Source organism: Streptomyces griseoloalbus, assembly GCA_014650015.1.
GTDB classification, from domain to species: Bacteria; Actinomycetota; Actinomycetes; order Streptomycetales; family Streptomycetaceae; genus Streptomyces; species Streptomyces griseoloalbus.
In genome coordinates this window covers 109,100-124,883 of the sequence record BMUD01000009.1, presented here as the reverse complement: position 1 = coordinate 124,883, position 15,784 = coordinate 109,100, and the positions used below count along the sequence as shown (strand labels likewise).

The window sequence follows — 15,784 nt, the reverse complement described above, 5'->3', positions numbered from 1 at the left end:
GCTCGGGGCCGAAAACGGCCCGTGCCGGAACCTACCCCGGCAGTGGCGCGCCCCCTGTGGGGGGACCCGGCACCACGGACGCCCGAGCGGGGGCATACCGTGAGGAGTCGTACGTCCGAACCGGGAGGAGACACTTCGATGGGCAGCCGTACCGCGCTGGTCGAGGATCTGATGGAGCGGTTCCCGCACGTGCCGCGCGAAGCCGTCTTCAAGGAGGACCTGCTGCGCGGCGGCGTGGCCTTCGATCCGTCCGCGCTCAGCGACAACGAGAGCGGCGAGGTCAAACCGAAGTCGTACTTCATCTTCTCCTTCGACCACGGCACCCTGCCCGAGCTGGGCGAGGCCGCGCTGCGGCGACCGCCCGAGGAGATCATCCTCACCGGCGGCCCGTACGACCTGCGCCGCACCGTGGTCTCGGTGCGGGTGAACCCCTCCTCGCCGTACCGCGTCGCCGCCGACGAGGACGGCGTGCTCGGCCTCTACCTCGACGGCAAGCGGATCTCGGACGTCGGGGTGCCGCCCATGCCCGAGTACTACCGGCACACCCTCGCCAACGGGAAGTCGGTCATGGAGGTCGCCCCGACCATCCAGTGGGGCTACCTGATCTACCTCACCGTCTTCCGGGTCTGCCAGTACTTCGGCGCCAAGGAGGAGTGCCAGTACTGCGACATCAATCACAACTGGCGCCAGCACAAGGCGGCCGGCCGGCCCTACACCGGGGTGAAGGACGTCGAGGAGGTCCTCGAGGCCCTGGAGATCATCGACCGCTACGACACGGCGAAGACCTCCACCGCCTACACCCTCACCGGCGGCGCCATCACCAAGACCGTCGCCGGACGCGACGAGGCCGACTTCTACGGCCACTACGCCAAGGCCATCGAGGAGCGCTTCCCCGGCCGCTGGATCGGCAAGGTCGTCGCCCAGGCGCTGCCCAAGGACGACGTGCAGCGCTTCAAGGACTACGGCGTGCAGATCTACCACCCCAACTACGAGGTGTGGGACCGCCGCCTGTTCGAGCTGTACTGCCCCGGCAAGGAGCGCTACGTCGGCCGCGACGAATGGCACCGGCGCATCCTCGACTCCGCCGACGTCTTCGGCGCCCGCAACGTCATCCCCAACTTCGTGGCGGGCGTGGAGATGGCCGAACCCTTCGGCTTCACGACGGTCGACGAGGCCATCGCGTCGACGACCGAGGGCCTGCGCTTCTTCATGTCGCACGGCATCACGCCTCGCTTCACCACCTGGTGCCCGGAGCCGACCACCCCGCTCGGCAAGGCCAACCCGCAGGGCGCGCCGCTGGAGTACCACATCCGCCTGCTCCAGGCCTACCGGCAGACCATGGAGGACTTCGGCCTGTCCTCGCCCCCCGGCTACGGCCCGCCCGGACCCGGCCGCGCCGTGTTCTCCGTCAGCTCCTTCATGGACAGCCTCCCGGCGGAGGAGCCCGCCGAGGTGTGAGAAGCGCTCCCGAAGAAGACCGGGAAGGCCGGAACCGAGACGTTCCGGCCTTCCTTGCGTATTGTCCCCGCGAGGGGTCGCGACGCCGCCACAGCACGTGACGACGGCGCTTGTCAGGTGAGTCGAGCGCGTGAAAAGCTCTTCCACTGCCGCGAGGTTTCCCCCAACTCCACCACCAATAGGGCGAGTTGACCTCGTTCGTGGATGCAGGAGAGTCATGCCCGACCTGCCGAGCCCTCAGGACGCCACCGAGGCGGCGCTGTTCTCCGAGTGCTGGGACGCGGTGCTCTCCTACGCCGATCTGTGCACGGCGGGATCCACCGCCGCCGCGGAACTGGCCCGCGAGGCGTTCGCACAGGGCATACGGGAACTCCGCGCGGCGGAGGCGGGCACCGTCCGCGGCACCGGCCGCCGCTCGTCCCGCCTCCCCCGAATACCCCTGCTGCTGACCGCCGTTCGCCATACGGCGGCGACCTGGGAGGACGCGGGGCAGGGCCACAAGCTCGACCCCGACCTGCGGCTGTGGCTCCGCTCCGACCAGGCCGCCCGCTACACCGGCCCGCCACTCGAGCGCCCGATCGCCCTGCGCGGACTGCGCGATCTGCAACCGGCGGACGCCGAACTGCTGTGGCTGGCCGAGGCGGAGGCCCTGCCGCTGCCCCTGGTGGCCCGCCGGCTCGGCCTGGACCCCGCCACCGCGGCCGACGAACTCACCGAGGCGAGCCGCCTGTTCCGGGACCGCTGCCACCGCAACCACCTCGACTCACCGATGGACGCCGAGTGCCGCGGCTACGCCCGGCTCCTCGACGCCGTGACCCGCTCACCCGCCGCGGACACCCCCGCCGACCTCGCCCGCCACCTCGCCACCTGCCACCCGTGCGCCGAGGCCGCCGCCTGTCTGCGACCGCACGGCGGGGGACTGCCCGGGGCGCTGGCCGGCGGGGTGATCGGCTGGGGCGGCCTCGCCTACCTGGAACGCCGCCGACGCGCCGCCGAGGTACGCCTCGGGGCCGGCCGCCCGGACCGGCCCGACACCGAGAGCGGCGACCCGACGGACGGCAGGGGCAGGCCACGCCTCGCCCGGCACGCCCCGCTGCTCGCCGCCGCCCTCGTCTCCCTGCTCGCGCTCGCGGTCACCCTGATGCCGCTCGACGACACGGCCGAACGGAGCGCCGCACGCCCCGACGCCGACCGCCGGCCGGTGGCCGACCCCTCCCCACCGCCCCCGCCCTCCGCGAAACCCGCCTCCCCCGGCTCCCCGAAGCCGTCCGCCGAGCGCACGCCCGAGTCCACGCCCGAACGCACGCCGGAACCGGCGAGCCCCGAGCCCGCACCGCAGGGCACCTCCTCCGCCGCGCCCGAGACCACCGGCAACAGCGGGCCTGCCGCCTGCCGGGTCGACTACGACCTGGTCAACCAGTGGCCCGACGGCTTCCAGGCCACCGTCACCGTCACCACACGCGACCCCCTCGACTCCTGGCGCGTCGGCTTCGCCTTCCGGGACGGCCAGTGGATCAGGCAGATGTGGGACGCCTCGGTGAGCCAGAACGGCTCCCGGGTCACCGTCGTCGCCGCCGAGTACAACAAAGAGGTCCCCGCCGGCGGGAAGCTCGCCTTCGGTTTCCTGGCGTCCTGGCGCGGCACCAACTCCCCGCCGCACGACGTCACGCTCAACGGCCGGCCCTGTGCGACGGTGTGACGCGGCGGTCCGCCGGGCGGTGCGACGGCACACAGCCGATCTTCTGGGCGACCTGCTGGGAGGCGGTGTCACTGGTGTGACAGCGCTGCGGTTCGACGGCTCCTGTGGCCCGGCCGGCATCGGAAAGGGGCCGACCGCTCCGGATCTCCCTCGGCGGAGGTGAAGATGGTCGGCGAATCCGCAGGCATGTACGCTCCCGGCCTGCCCTGATGGAGATTTCTGCGAATCCGGCTCCCGGTGTCATGGCAACCAGTAGTTTTTTCTGTGACACAAGAGAAGTCGACCTCAGGCGCCCACCTCTGGTGACCGGCAGCCTCAAGGAGCCGATGTGCCCGACGAAGCGTTCAGTATCGACAAGCGGCCCCTGCGAGATCTCCTGCGGCAGGTTGAGGTCGGCAAGGCTCAGTTGCCGGAGTTCCAGCGGGGCTGGGTCTGGCCCTATCCGAACATCGCGAGCCTCCTCGCGTCGATCTCGCTGAGTTATCCCGTCGGAACCGTCATGTTGCTCAAGGCGGGTGGGGACGTCAGGTTCAAGTACCGGCCTATCGAAGGAGCCACCCCGGCTGGCGAGCCGGAGCCCGACACGCTTGTACTCGACGGGCAGCAGCGGCTGACATCGCTGTTCCAGTCCTTGAAGCTGAACGGGCCGGTAGTTACTCAGGACCTGCGCAAGCATCAGGTGTCGGGTTGGTTCTATGTCGACATGGTCCAGGCTCTCGACGAGAACAGTGACCGCGAGGACGCCATCAGGTTTCTGCCGGAATCGCGCAGGGTCCTCAACTTCCGGGGGCAGGTCGTCGAGGACTACTCGACTCCCGAGCGGGAGTACCAGGCGCATCTCTTCCCGCTTCACGCCGTCTTCGACGGAGGCGACTGGGGTTACGAGTTCACTGACTACTGGGATGGTGACAAGGACAAGCGCAGACTGTGGCGCGACTTCAATGAGGCGTTCGTCCGTTCCTTTGACCGCTACCACGTGCCAGTCATCGAACTCGGGCAGGCGACCCCACGCCAAGCCGTGTGCCAGGTGTTCGAGAAGGTCAACACCGGCGGTGTCACCTTGACCGTCTTCGAGCTGTTGACCGCCACCTACGCGGCGGACGAGTTCGATCTGCGCAATCACTGGGAGCGAGAATGCCGGGCTGCTTGGAAGGCTCCCGAGTACCGCATCCTTCGCGACGTCTCCAACACGGACTTCCTTCAGGCGGTCACTCTGCTGGCCACGGCCGAGCGGCGCGGGCGGGAGGCCGAACGCGGGACGGAAGAGGAGCGACTGCCGCGCATCGGCTGCAAGCGCAAGGATATGCTCGGCCTCGCCCTGGAGGATTACGTACGCTTCTCGCCATCCGTCATCGACGGGTTCAAGGCGGCGGCCAAGTTCCTGCACCGGCAGTTTCTCTTCGACACGAAGTTCCTGCCTTACGGGACACAGCTGATTCCGCTTGCCGCGATCCTGGCCCTGGCCGGAGATGCCGCGCAGAGTGCCGGGGCCCAGCACAAGCTCGCCCGCTGGTATTGGTGCGGTGTGTTCGGGGAGCTGTACGGCGGCTCGACCGAGACTCGCTTCAGTCAGGATCTGCCGGACGTCGTCGACTGGATCCGTGAGGATGCGGCGGAGCCCCGGACTGTCATCGCCGCTCAGTTCGCCCCCGGACGCCTGTTGACTCTCCGTACTCGCAACAGCGCTGCCTACAAGGGGATCTACGCACTTCTGCTCAAGGCGGGGGCCCTGGACTGGCGCACCGGAGAGAAGGCCGAGGTCACCGGGTATTTCGACGAGTCCATTGACATCCATCATATTTTTCCCAAGGTGTGGTGCGAAAAAGCTGGATATGCCCCCGCCGACTACAACTCGATCATCAATAAGACCCCGTTGACCGCCCGTACCAACCGGATCATCGGTGGCACAGCTCCTTCCGACTACCTGGGCCGTCTGGTCAAGACCGCCCAGACCCCTCGCGAGAGCGTCGCCGAACGCATCCGCTCCCACCTGGCTCAACCGGAACTCATGGCCGCCGACGACTTCGACGGATTTTTCACCGCCCGCAGAGCGGCGCTGCTCCGCAGCATCTCCGACGTTATGGGCAAGCCGATCCTGGAGGACGAGTCGGGCGCCGAGGGCCTGGGGATCAGCCTCGACGCAGCGGACGACACCGATGATCTGTGATCGACGAAATCCTTGTGTGCACAGTAATCAGCGCGAGGATGCGAAGAGCGTGATTCGGGCGTGTAGGAGAGCGAACCAGTCGAATGCGGCAGGAAGCAGAGCGATCAGCTCCTCCGTGGGGTGACGATGGGTTCGAAAGGGGCCGCCGTCGACCGGACACGGGAGGACGAATGGGTAAGCAGGTCAAGTGCGGGTCGACCAATACCACGACCGGCAAACGCTGCCGGAAACCGGCGATGATCGGTTACTCCCGCTGTCAGTTGCATCGAGGCGACTGGACCCCGCCGCAAAAGAAGAGGACCAAGAAGCGCTGATCCCGCGGGCCACCGCGCGGGGACGGCGTGGTGGCCCTCGGGCCGTGATCCCCGCGGTATGCCGACCGCATGAGGTATGCGCAAGCGGGCGGGCTGACCGACGAGCGGCGGGGCTTCGGCGAGAAGTCGAGGACGGAGGCCGCCGAGCGGTTCGCCCAGGGCGACGAGGACGCGGCCATCGCGCACGATCTGCGGGTCGGCGTCCAGCCGGTGCAGCTCGCCGCTGTCAGCCCATCAGGCTCGCCCAGTCCGCAAGACGCGCGAAGTCGTGTGCTGTCAGTCCGGCCTTCGGATCGACGTAGTGGAGGAGCGCGGGACCGCGGTGGTGGGCCTGGACCCATGCGCGGTCCGCTTCCGTGATGTCGTCGTCGATCCAGGCGAACGGGCGGTCCTGAGCCCAGGCCACGATCCCCGGCGTCTTCCAGAACACGCCGCCCCCGGCCTCGGGTCGTGGATCGGGCCACGCGATGAACGGCAGCGAGGGCAACCCCAGGAGCGGTGCCAGGAAGGCGTTGGCCTCTTCCTCCCAGGTCGTCGCCCACACCAGGTCGAAGGGCAGCCCGGCGAGCGCGGGCCCGTGAGCGGGGTTGAGCCAGACCCGCAGCGGCTTCACCGCCTTGTGGGGAAGGCCCCACTCATCGAGCCGGCGGCGTTCGGCCGCCTGCCACCGCGGTGTCATCAGCCGGTGCGTCCCGTAGCCCTCGGGACGCCGGTACGGCTTCGCCGCCCAGGGATTCAGTGGTCCATCCACGTCCACCAGCAGCATCGGCCGCACCAGCCCACCCCCACAGATCGTTGCCGCACGCTACCGGCCGGCCGCTGGACGGCCCAGCGCATTTTCTGTGACGTCAGGGGGCGACTCGGTGGTGGTGGGACGAGCGCGCCGTGGCTGTACTCATCACGGCGTCGCTCCCCTCCTGGACCGCTCCCTCCACGGGGCCCGCCCCGCGCGACGTCCGGAAGGTGATCAACGGCTGCGGCGCTGGTAAATCGCTGGTGCGTCCCCGGGAGGGGTGGCTAGGGTTGTGTTCGTTCCTGTGGCGGCTCTGCCGCCGCTACTGACTGTGTGTGATCTGGGAGGTGTTGACCGATGGCTGTCGTTGCGATGGGCGTTGCCCGCATCCGGAAGTTCGTCAAGTCCACCTCCGTGGCCGCCGGCTGATCTCACTCCTTTTCCGTGCTCGTGGGCGCGGTGCCGGGGCCACCCGTTCCGAAGGGTCACCCCCTTGAGTTCCACCTCCCTCTCTTCCGCGCTCGCCCCTTACGGCTGGGACGACGCCTGGGCGGACGAGTTCGCCCCGTACGCCGCCGAAGGGCTGCTGCCCGGCCGCGTGGTCCGGGTCGACCGCGGCCAGTGCGACGTCGTCACCGCAGGCGGGACGCTGCGGGCCGACACCGCCTTCGTCACCCCGCACGACCCCCTGCGGGTCGTCTGCACGGGCGACTGGGTCGCCGTCGAACCCGGCGGGAACCCGCGCTACGTCCGCGCGTATCTGCCGCGCCGTACCGCCTTCGTGCGCTCCACCTCCTCCAAGCGGTCCGAGGGGCAGATCCTCGCCGCCAACGTCGACCACGCCGTGGTCGCCGTCTCGCTCGCCGTCGAGCTCGACCTGGCCCGGATCGAACGGTTCCTCGCGCTGGCCTGGGAGTCCGGGGCGCAGCCGGTGGTCGTGCTCACCAAGGCCGACCTCGTGCCGGACGCGGTGACCCGGGCGCACCTGGTGCAGGACGTGGAGACCAGTGCGCCGGGCGTGCCGGTGCTCACCGTCAGCGCGCGGGACGGGGACGGTCTCGACGTCCTCGCCGCGATCGTCGTCGGCGGCACGTCGGTGCTGCTCGGGCAGTCGGGCGCCGGCAAGTCCACGCTGGCCAACGCGCTCCTCGGCGAGGACGTCATGGACGTCCGGGCCACCCGTGACGTCGACGGCAAGGGCCGGCACACCACGACCACCCGCAACCTGCTGGCGCTGCCCGGCGGGGGAGTCCTCATCGACACACCGGGACTGCGGGGCGTCGGCCTGTGGGACGCAGGCACCGGCGTCGGCCAGGTGTTCGCCGAGATCGAGGAGCTCGCCGAGGGCTGCCGCTTCCACGACTGCGCCCACGAGAGCGAGCCGGGCTGCGCGGTCCTCGAAGCCATCGAGACCGGTGCCCTGCCGGAACGCCGCCTGGACAGCTACCGCAAGCTGCTGCGGGAGAACCAGCGCATCGTCGCCAAGACCGACGCGAGAGTCCGCGCCGAGATCCGCAAGGACTGGAAGCGCAAGGGAGCGATCGGCAAGGCGGCGATGGAGGCCAAACGGGGGCGTTGGCAGTAGCACACCTTCATGTCCGATTTCCGCCAGCCGGGACTCCCCGGGTGGCGGAGACTGGACGGTGTGATGGATGAGGACAGCAGGTACGAGGCGGTGCGCAGCCGGGACGGCCGGTTCGACGGGGCGTTCTTCTTCGCCGTGGCGACGACCGGGATCTACTGCCGTCCCAGCTGCCCCGCGGTCACCCCGAAGCGGCACAACGTGCGCTTCTTCGCGACCGCCGCCGCCGCGCAGGGCTCGGGGTTCCGGGCCTGCCGGCGGTGCCGCCCGGACGCCGTGCCCGGCTCCGCCGAGTGGAACGTGCGGGCCGACGTCGTGGGCCGGGCCATGCGGCTGATCGCCGACGGCGTCGTCGACCGCGAGGGCGTCGCCGGACTCGCCGCACGGCTCGGCTACAGCGCCCGCCAGGTGCAGCGACAGCTCACCGGCGAGCTCGGTGCCGGACCCGTCGCGCTCGCCCGGGCGCAGCGGGCGCACGCCGCGCGCGTGCTCCTGCAGACCACCGGGCTGCCGGTCACCCGGATCGCCTTCGCCGCCGGATTCGCCAGCGTGCGGCAGTTCAACGACACCGTGCGCGCCGTGTACGCCGCCACCCCCAGCGAACTGCGCGCCGCCGCGCCCCGGGGCGGCCGCACCGCCCGCCGTACGCCCACCCCCACCGCGGGCATCCCGCTGCGGCTCGCCCACCGCGGCCCCTACCAGGCCGGACCCGTCTTCGACCTGCTGGAACACGAGGCCGTCCCGGGCGTCGAGGAGGTGAGCGGCACCCCGGGCACCCGCACCTACCGGCGCACCCTGCGGCTGCCCTACGGCACCGGCATCGCCGCCGTCGACGAACGCCCCGGCGCCGCGCACCCCGGGTCGGGCGCCCACCCCGGCGGCTGGCTCGACGCCCGGGTCCACCTCACCGACCCCCGCGATCTGACCACCGCCGTACAACGGCTGCGGCGGCTGTTCGACCTGGACGCCGACCCGTACGCCGTCGACGAACGGCTCGGTGCCGACCCCCGGCTCGCCCCGCTGGTCGCCGCCCGGCCCGGACTGCGCTCGCCGGGCGCCGCCGACCCCGACGAGCTGGCGGTGCGCGCGCTGACGGGCCGCGACGAGGCCGCGCGGCTGGTCCAGCGGTACGGCAAGCGGCTCGACGCCCCCTGCGGCAGCCTCACCCACCTGTTCCCCGAACCCGGCGTCCTCGCCGAAGCCGAGCCCGACGGCACCCTGGGCGCGCTCACAGCCGCCCTCGCCGACGGCACCGTACGCCTCGGGCCGGGCGCCGACCGGGACGACGCCCGCGACGCGCTCGCCGCCGTCCCCGGCCTGGACGCCCGTACGACCGCCGTGATCCGCACCCGTGCCCTCGGCGACCCCGACGTGGCCCCGCCCGGCCGGGACATCCCCGACAGCTGGCGCCCCTGGCGCTCGTACGCCCTGCACCACCTGCGTTCCGCAGGAGAGTTGGAGTACCGATGACCGCGACGACCACCACGACCGGCACCACCTACTGGACGAGCGTGGAGAGTCCTGTCGGGCCGCTGCTGCTCACCGCCGCCCCGACCGGTGAGCTGACCTCGCTCTCCGTGCCCGGGCAGAAGGGCGGGCGGACCGTGCGGGACGACTGGCGGCGGGATCCGGGACCGTTCCGCGAGGCCGAGCGGCAGCTCGCCGCGTACTTCGCCGGCGAGCTCGAGGAGTTCCGGCTGGCCCTGAACGCCGTCGGCACGCCGTTCCGGGAGAAGGTGTGGGCCGCGCTCGACGACATCCCCTACGGGGCGACCGTCTCGTACGGCGAGATCGCGGCGCGGATCGGCGCGTCCCGGCCCGCCGTGCGGGCCGTCGGCGGCGCGATCGGGGCGAACCCGCTGCTCATCGTCCGCCCCTGCCACCGGGTCATCGGCTCCGACGGGTCGCTGACCGGCTACGCCGGCGGACTGGAGCGCAAGGTGCGGCTCCTCACCCACGAGGGCGCGCTGCGGCCGTGACGCGCGGTGGGCCGTGCGGGTCAGCCCCAGAACACCGCGCCCAGCCACGCCGCCGTGATCAGCTGGCAGGTGAAGAGTTCCGTCAGCAGGCTCCAGCCCCCCGAGCGCATGGCGGAACGCAGCGCCGCGACCGCTTCTCGGTGGCGGCCCAGACGGAGCCGCTCGTAGAGGTAGACACCGGCCAGGAAGCCCGGGATCGCGCCGAGCACGGGCAGCAGGACGAAGCCGAGGAACGAACCCCAGCCCGCGTACGCCCGCAGCCGGCTGTCGGAGCCGCCCGAGCGCAGCCGACGGGACGGCAGCGCCCAGCGCACCACCTGGGACGCGAACAGCACGACGGTCGACCCCACGAGTACCCACCACGCGACGGGCCGCGGCTCCTTCAGCGCCCACCACAGGACCGCGGCCCACACCAGCCACGATCCCGGCACTCCGGGCAGCAGCACTCCGCACAGGCCGAACAGGAGCACCAGCCCGACCAGCAGGAGGTCCCACGCTCCCATCTGTCCAGAGTGCAGGAGGCCGGGAAGCGGCGCAGGACGGACGGCCGCGGCTCATCCCGTCGCACAGCCGTCCCGCCGTTCACCCGACCGGCAGTACCGGGGGTGGCGCGGGACGGGGATTTTCCCGATGCCCCGTTTTCCCGGCCCCCGCGCGGTGGACAATTGAGGGCATGAGTCAGCAGGGGGGAAGGCCCACCGGTCCCGAGGACGACTGGTGGGAACAGCTGTACGACGACGGCGCCGGTGACACGGGCCCCGCACCGGCGCCCGATTCCCTGGACGACCGCTTCGCCTCGGCGTCCGACACGCTCGACACGGGGCAGGCCCCGGACGACCCCGCGACGAGAGTCCCCGCCCCCCGTCCGACCTCCGCCCCGCGACCGGAAGTCCCGCCCCGGCCCGCCGTCGCCCCACCCCGCGCGCCCTGGGAACCACCGCCCGCCGCACCACCGGGCCCGGTGACCTTCCCGGCGACGACGCGCAGGCCGCCCGAGGCCGCCGACCAGGAGACCCCGCAGGACTCCGCACCACCCCCGACGGCCCCCTCCCCGCCCACGGCCTTCGGCTCCTGGACGCCCGTGGCGCCTCCGGCCCCCGACACCGACGCGACCGCCACGGAGCCCGCCGGCCCCCGCTCCTCCCGCCTCGAACCGCCCCCGGGTCCGCCCCCCTCCCGTGCCCACGTGGGATCCCGGCCCCCCACCTACGACGCCGAACCCACCGCCCTCCCCGCGGCCGACCCCGACGAGCTGGACGCGCTGGTGCCGGACACCGTGCTGGACGGAGCCCGGTACGGGGCCTGCACCCTGCGGGCCGTCTCCGTGCGCGGGGACTCCGCGCGGTACCGGGGGGAACCGCGCCGCGACGCGCTGCTGACCGCCCGGTTCGGGACGGGGGAGCAGGCGCTGGTCCTCGTCGCGCTGGCGACCGGCGCCCGCACCGCACCCGGGGCGCACCGCGCCGCCGCCGAGGCCTGCCGGTGGATCGGCCGAGCGGTGGGCAGCAGCCGGGCCCGGCTCGTCGACGACATAAGGGCCGCCCGGCGCGGCGACCTCAAGTCCGGGCTGCACCGCCTCACCGACCGCAGCCTCGGCCGGCTCCGCGCCAGCGCGGCCGAGCAGGGCCTCGAACCCGACGCCTACGCCGCCACCCTGCGCTGCCTCCTGCTGCCCGCCGACCCCGAATGCCGCACCCGGGTCTTCTTCGGCGTGGGCCCCGGCGGGCTGTTCCGGCTGCGGGACGGCGCGTGGCAGGACATCGAACCGGAGGTCGGCGAGGTCAGGGGCGAGCCCGTGGTCGGCTTCGGCTCGCTGCCCTCCGAGACCCCGGGCGGCGACCGTCTCACCATGAGCCTGGGCCTCCCCACACCCCCGAGCCCGTACGAGCCGGCCCTCGAACCACCCCGCGAACCCTTCCGCTTCCGCACCTCCGTCGCCCGCCCGGGTGACACCCTGCTGATGTGCGGCGCCGGCCTCGCCGATCCGCTGCGCGGTGAGCGGGAACTCCGCGCCCACCTGGCCGACCGGTGGTCCCGCCCGGAACCGCCCGGCCTCGCGGCCTTCCTCGCCGACACCCAGGTGCGGGTCAAGGGATACGCGGACGACCGTACGGCCGTCGCCGTTTGGGAGGCGTGAGCGCGCCCGGTGTGAATTCATGGACCCCGAGGGACCTTCACCGACACCGAAGGGACGGGCGGAGCACCATGGCCAAACAGAACGTGGCGGAACAGTTCGTCGACATCCTCACCCGCGCGGGAGTCAAGCGCCTCTACGGCGTCGTCGGTGACAGCCTCAACCCCGTCGTCGACGCCGTGCGCCGCAATGCCGCCATCGACTGGATCCACGTCCGGCACGAGGAGACCGCCGCCTTCGCCGCCGGTGCCGAGGCGCAGATCACCGGCCGGCTGGGCGCCTGCGCCGGCTCCTGCGGGCCCGGGAACCTCCACCTCATCAACGGCCTGTACGACGCGCACCGTTCCATGGCGCCGGTCCTGGCCCTCGCCTCGCACATCCCGTCCAGTGAGATCGGTCTCGGCTACTTCCAGGAGACCCATCCCGACCGGCTGTTCCGTGAGTGCAGCCACTACAGCGAGATGATCTCCAGTCCGCGGCAGATGCCCCGGCTCCTCCAGACCGCCATCCAGCACGCGGTCGGGCGTTCCGGCGTCAGCGTCGTCACCCTCCCCGGAGACATCGCCGACCATCCCGCCCCCGAGAAGGCCGCCGAGACCGCCCTCGTCACCTCCCGGCCCACGGTCCGCCCCGGCGACGCCGAGATCGATCGCCTCGTCGACCTGATCGACGAGGCCGAGAAGGTCACGCTGTTCTGCGGCAGCGGCACCAAGGGCGCGCACGCCGAGGTCATGGAGTTCGCCCAGAAGATCAAGTCCCCGGTCGGGCACGCCCTGCGCGGCAAGGAGTACATCCAGTACGACAATCCGTACGACGTCGGCATGAGCGGACTGCTCGGCTACGGCGCCGCCTACGAGGCCACCCACGAGTGCGACCTGCTGATCCTGCTCGGCACCGACTTCCCGTACAACGCCTTCCTGCCCGACGACGTGAAGATCGTCCAGGTCGACGTGCGGCCCGAGAACCTCGGCCGCCGCTCCAAGCTGGACCTCGCGGTGTGGGGCGATGTGAAGGAGACCTTGCGCTGTCTGACGCCCCGGGTCCGGACGAAGGACGACCGCACGTTCCTCGACCGGATGCTCAAGAAGCACGCGGACGCGCTGGAGGGGGTGGTGAAGGCGTACACGCGGAAGGTGGACAAGCATGTGCCGATCCACCCCGAGTACGTGGCGTCCGTACTGGACGAGATGGCCGACGACGACGCGGTGTTCACCGTCGACACCGGCATGTGCAACGTCTGGGCGGCCCGCTACATCTCGCCCAACGGCCGCCGCCGGGTGATCGGTTCCTTCTCCCACGGCTCGATGGCCAACGCGCTGCCCATGGCGATCGGGGCGCAGTTCACCGACCGCGGCCGGCAGGTCGTGTCGATGTCCGGCGACGGCGGATTCGCGATGCTGATGGGGGACTTCCTCACCCTGGTCCAGTACGACCTGCCGGTGAAGGTGGTCCTGTTCAACAACTCCTCCCTGAGCATGGTCGAGTTGGAGATGCTGGTCGCCGGGCTGCCCTCGCACGGCACCACCAACAAGAACCCCGACTTCGCCGCCGTCGCCCGCGCGTGCGGCGCCCACGGGGTGCGGGTGGAGAAGCCCAAGGAGCTCGCCGGGGCGCTGAAGTCCGCGTTCAGGCACAAGGGGCCGGCCCTCGTCGACGTCGTCACCGACCCCAACGCGCTGTCCATCCCGCCGAAGATCAGCGCGGAGATGGTCACCGGCTTCGCGCTGTCCGCCTCCAAGATCGTGCTGGACGGAGGCGTCGGCCGGATGCTCCAGATGGCACGGTCCAACCTGCGCAACGTACCCCGGTTGTAAGGGGGCCGACGGGGGCCGAAGGCGTCCGGAGGGGGCGGTTCACCGCACCCGGGGCGCCCAGTCGCGCGCCGAGGTGTCGTACGCGTAGCGGGGCAGGCCCTCGATGCCGCTGGTGCGGAACGGGCGGCCGTGGTCGTCGACGCGGACCGTGCCGGTACGGCCCTGCGAGGACCAGTCCAGCTCCAGGTACCAGCGGCAGTCGCAGCCTGCCGTCCGGGCGGTGACCAGCAGCACCTCCGGGTCGGTCGCGGAGACCCGGTAGGGCATGCGCACCGCCGGGATCGGCGTACCGGCGTCGTTCCCGGCGACCGCGCGGGCGATGGGCCGGTCCTTGTCCAGGTCCACGTCGAAGTACCGCGGAGTGAGCGCGCCGCCGCAGCCCTGGTCCATGGCGTAGGCGTTCCCCGGGGCGGGATCGGTTCGGCCTGCCACGCGGACGCGCAGAGCGGTCAGCACGACGGCCGTGTCGGAGGTCCCCTGCACCGACAGCTCCACCATCGTCTCGCCCCCGTGCACGGCCGACTGCGTCGCCGCCCAGGTCCCGGCGTCCTGCGGGGCCGGGGGCGGGGGGACCTGCTTCGGCGGCTTGGCGATGACGTAGTCGTGGCCGCAACCGTGCGCCCAGACCTGGGAGTCGGCGGACCAGGTGAGGGGCGGGGACCCGGCGGGCGCGGACTCCCCCGGAGCGGCAGGGGCGGCAAAACTGTGCCGCGGAGCGGGGGAGGTGGGCCCGCGTCCCTTCGGCTTCGCGGAGGCGGAGGCGGATCCGGAACCGGAGGCGGAGCCGGACGGGGCAGGCGGGGAGGTGGGGCTGCGCGGCGCCGCCGGGCCGGTCGTCGCGGACGCGCTCGGGGGTGCGGAGGACGGCTCCCGCTCGCCGGACGACCGCCGGCCGTCGGGCAGCGCGGACAGACTCCCCACCGTGGCGAGCAGCGCACAGGCGGCGGCCAGGGCGACGGCGATCCGCTTGCGCCGCCGGTACCAGGGCCGCCGGACGCGAGCCTCCTGGGTCCAAGGCCCGCTGACGACGTCGCCTTGGACCCCGGGGGCGCTCGGGGGGCCGGATTCCCCGGCGCCTTCGGCGGTGCCCCGTCCGGTGGTCGGTCCGTCCTCGCCACCGGATGCGGCGACCGGTCCGCTCGGAGCGTCCGGCGCCCCACCCACGAGGAGTGCTCCCCGGGCAGGCTCCACGGCCGGGGTGCCCGGGGCCGGGTTGTTCGTCCGCTCCCGCGACGCGGCGCGCTGCTCACCGGAGCCGGAGTCAGATCCGGAGCCGCTGCCGCTGCCGAAGCCGGCTCCGGAGTCAGATCCGGAGCCGGAGTCAGAGCCGATACCGATACCGATACCGCTGCCGGAGCCGGAGTCGGAGCCGGAGTCGGAGTCGGAGTCGGAGTCGGAGGCGCGGCCGGAGCCGGGATCCGGGTCCGTGGCCGATTCCGCCACCGCCCCGGTCGGGCCGTCCACTCCCCGCGGCCGTCGCCGTGCCTGAACCGCGCGGAGCCAGCGGCGGTGGAGTTCCAGGCGTTCCGCGCTCGACGCGCCGCACAGGGCGGCGAACCGCTCGACCGGTGCGAAGTCGACGGGGACCGCCTCGCCGGCGCAGTAGCGGTGCAGCGTCGAGGTGTTCATGTTCAGGCGGCGGGCCAGCGAGCCGTAACTGCGGTCCGTACGTTCCTTCAGCTCCCGCAGCAGCGCCGCGAACGCGGCCACGTCAGCCACGTCGTCCTGTGCCGACACCGTCACCCCGCACTCGTAGGTCCCGACCCGGGCCTTGGGACGGTATCCCAGGCACCCCATGTACCTGCACGTCAGACGGGCTGGGATGGTTCCACCCCGGCGAATCCCCCGACGACGCTTGCGACCGCCTCCCGGGACGGCCGATGCTCTTGTCACCGCCCCGACGG

11 protein-coding genes are annotated in these 15,784 nt (G+C 72.0%); 8 read left to right on the top strand and 3 right to left on the bottom strand.

Annotated features, from left to right (window positions below; all coding sequences use genetic code 11):
- Window positions 1-138: 138 nt before the first annotated feature.
- From IE178_RS15940 to IE178_RS15930, 3 genes are all read left to right on the top strand, one after another.
- A complete protein-coding gene (locus tag IE178_RS15940) occupies window positions 139-1,458 on the top strand; it encodes a radical SAM protein (RefSeq protein WP_184761422.1) in 1,320 nt (439 codons plus the stop codon).
- Between the two features lie 217 nt (window positions 1,459-1,675).
- Window positions 1,676-3,157, top strand: a complete 1,482-nt coding sequence (locus IE178_RS15935) for a cellulose-binding domain-containing protein (RefSeq protein ID WP_193512748.1) — start codon at window positions 1,676-1,678, stop codon at window positions 3,155-3,157.
- Between the two features lie 328 nt (window positions 3,158-3,485).
- Window positions 3,486-5,324 carry a GmrSD restriction endonuclease domain-containing protein gene (locus tag IE178_RS15930; RefSeq protein ID WP_193512747.1) on the top strand — a complete coding sequence of 613 codons (1,839 nt, stop codon included), beginning with the start codon at window positions 3,486-3,488 and terminating at the stop codon, window positions 5,322-5,324.
- Between the two features lie 540 nt (window positions 5,325-5,864).
- On the opposite strand, the gene IE178_RS15925 is transcribed toward IE178_RS15930, so the two are convergent.
- The gene (locus IE178_RS15925; RefSeq protein ID WP_193512856.1) at window positions 5,865-6,404 is read right to left on the bottom strand and encodes a hypothetical protein; all 540 of its coding nucleotides are present in this window, start codon (window positions 6,402-6,404) and stop codon (window positions 5,865-5,867) included.
- Window positions 6,405-6,864: 460 nt separating this feature from the next.
- Here IE178_RS15925 and rsgA point away from each other — a divergent pair, with 460 nt between their 5' ends.
- The 3 genes from rsgA (at window position 6,865) to IE178_RS15910 (ending at window position 9,932) form a co-directional block, all read left to right on the top strand.
- Window positions 6,865-7,956, top strand: a complete 1,092-nt coding sequence (gene rsgA, locus IE178_RS15920) for a ribosome small subunit-dependent GTPase A (protein WP_193512746.1) — start codon at window positions 6,865-6,867, stop codon at window positions 7,954-7,956.
- Between the two features lie 63 nt (window positions 7,957-8,019).
- Complete coding sequence (locus tag IE178_RS15915; RefSeq protein WP_221491800.1) at window positions 8,020-9,423, top strand: DNA-3-methyladenine glycosylase 2 family protein; 1,404 nt, start codon at window positions 8,020-8,022, stop codon at window positions 9,421-9,423.
- Window positions 9,420-9,932 carry a methylated-DNA--[protein]-cysteine S-methyltransferase gene (locus IE178_RS15910; RefSeq protein ID WP_184761417.1) on the top strand — a complete coding sequence of 171 codons (513 nt, stop codon included), beginning with the start codon at window positions 9,420-9,422 and terminating at the stop codon, window positions 9,930-9,932. The genes IE178_RS15915 and IE178_RS15910 overlap by 4 nt, the downstream gene beginning before the upstream one ends.
- Before the next feature lie 20 nt (window positions 9,933-9,952).
- On the opposite strand, the gene IE178_RS15905 is transcribed toward IE178_RS15910, so the two are convergent.
- Window positions 9,953-10,435 (bottom strand): DUF456 domain-containing protein, encoded by a 483-nt coding sequence (locus IE178_RS15905; RefSeq protein WP_193512745.1) that lies wholly within the window; start codon window positions 10,433-10,435, stop codon window positions 9,953-9,955.
- A 170-nt stretch (window positions 10,436-10,605) separates the two neighbouring features.
- Here IE178_RS15905 and IE178_RS15900 point away from each other — a divergent pair, with 170 nt between their 5' ends.
- Together IE178_RS15900 and IE178_RS15895 are read left to right on the top strand one after the other, a co-directional pair.
- Window positions 10,606-12,069, top strand: a complete 1,464-nt coding sequence (locus tag IE178_RS15900; RefSeq protein WP_193512744.1) for a PP2C family serine/threonine-protein phosphatase — start codon at window positions 10,606-10,608, stop codon at window positions 12,067-12,069.
- Window positions 12,070-12,137: 68 nt separating this feature from the next.
- Entirely contained in the window at window positions 12,138-13,880 is a 1,743-nt protein-coding gene (locus tag IE178_RS15895; RefSeq protein WP_184761414.1) for a pyruvate dehydrogenase, read from the top strand.
- A gap of 39 nt (window positions 13,881-13,919) precedes the next feature.
- On the opposite strand, the gene IE178_RS15890 is transcribed toward IE178_RS15895, so the two are convergent.
- A complete protein-coding gene (locus tag IE178_RS15890; protein ID WP_193512743.1) occupies window positions 13,920-15,677 on the bottom strand; it encodes a helix-turn-helix domain-containing protein in 1,758 nt (585 codons plus the stop codon).
- Window positions 15,678-15,784 lie beyond the last annotated feature (107 nt).